Here is a 208-nt window from a genome sequence, read left to right as displayed (position 1 = left end):
ATGCCACCTATCCCTGAGTGTACGGTACGATAATAACGCTCTAGCGTGCCATGCGATAGCAAACCTAAGAATAAGAATAGCCCAATGACGATGTTTAGCCCGAGGATACAACCGTTACTACCAAACTCGCTGATATAGTACATCAGTGCTAAGGCCAATAACATGACAGCAATAATACGGCTATCATCTAATTTTTCTGAAGGCGTGT

Annotated in this window: 1 protein-coding gene; it reads right to left on the bottom strand. The window is 43.3% G+C overall.

The features are described from left to right. On the bottom strand, positions 1 to 208 hold a 208-nt coding region (locus tag V6252_RS13740), incomplete at both ends, for a TIGR00366 family protein (RefSeq protein ID WP_341610794.1).

Source organism: Psychrobacter proteolyticus, assembly GCF_038155145.1.
GTDB lineage: Bacteria > Pseudomonadota > Gammaproteobacteria > Pseudomonadales > Moraxellaceae > Psychrobacter > Psychrobacter proteolyticus_B.
This window is presented reverse-complemented; position numbering and strand designations above follow the sequence as displayed.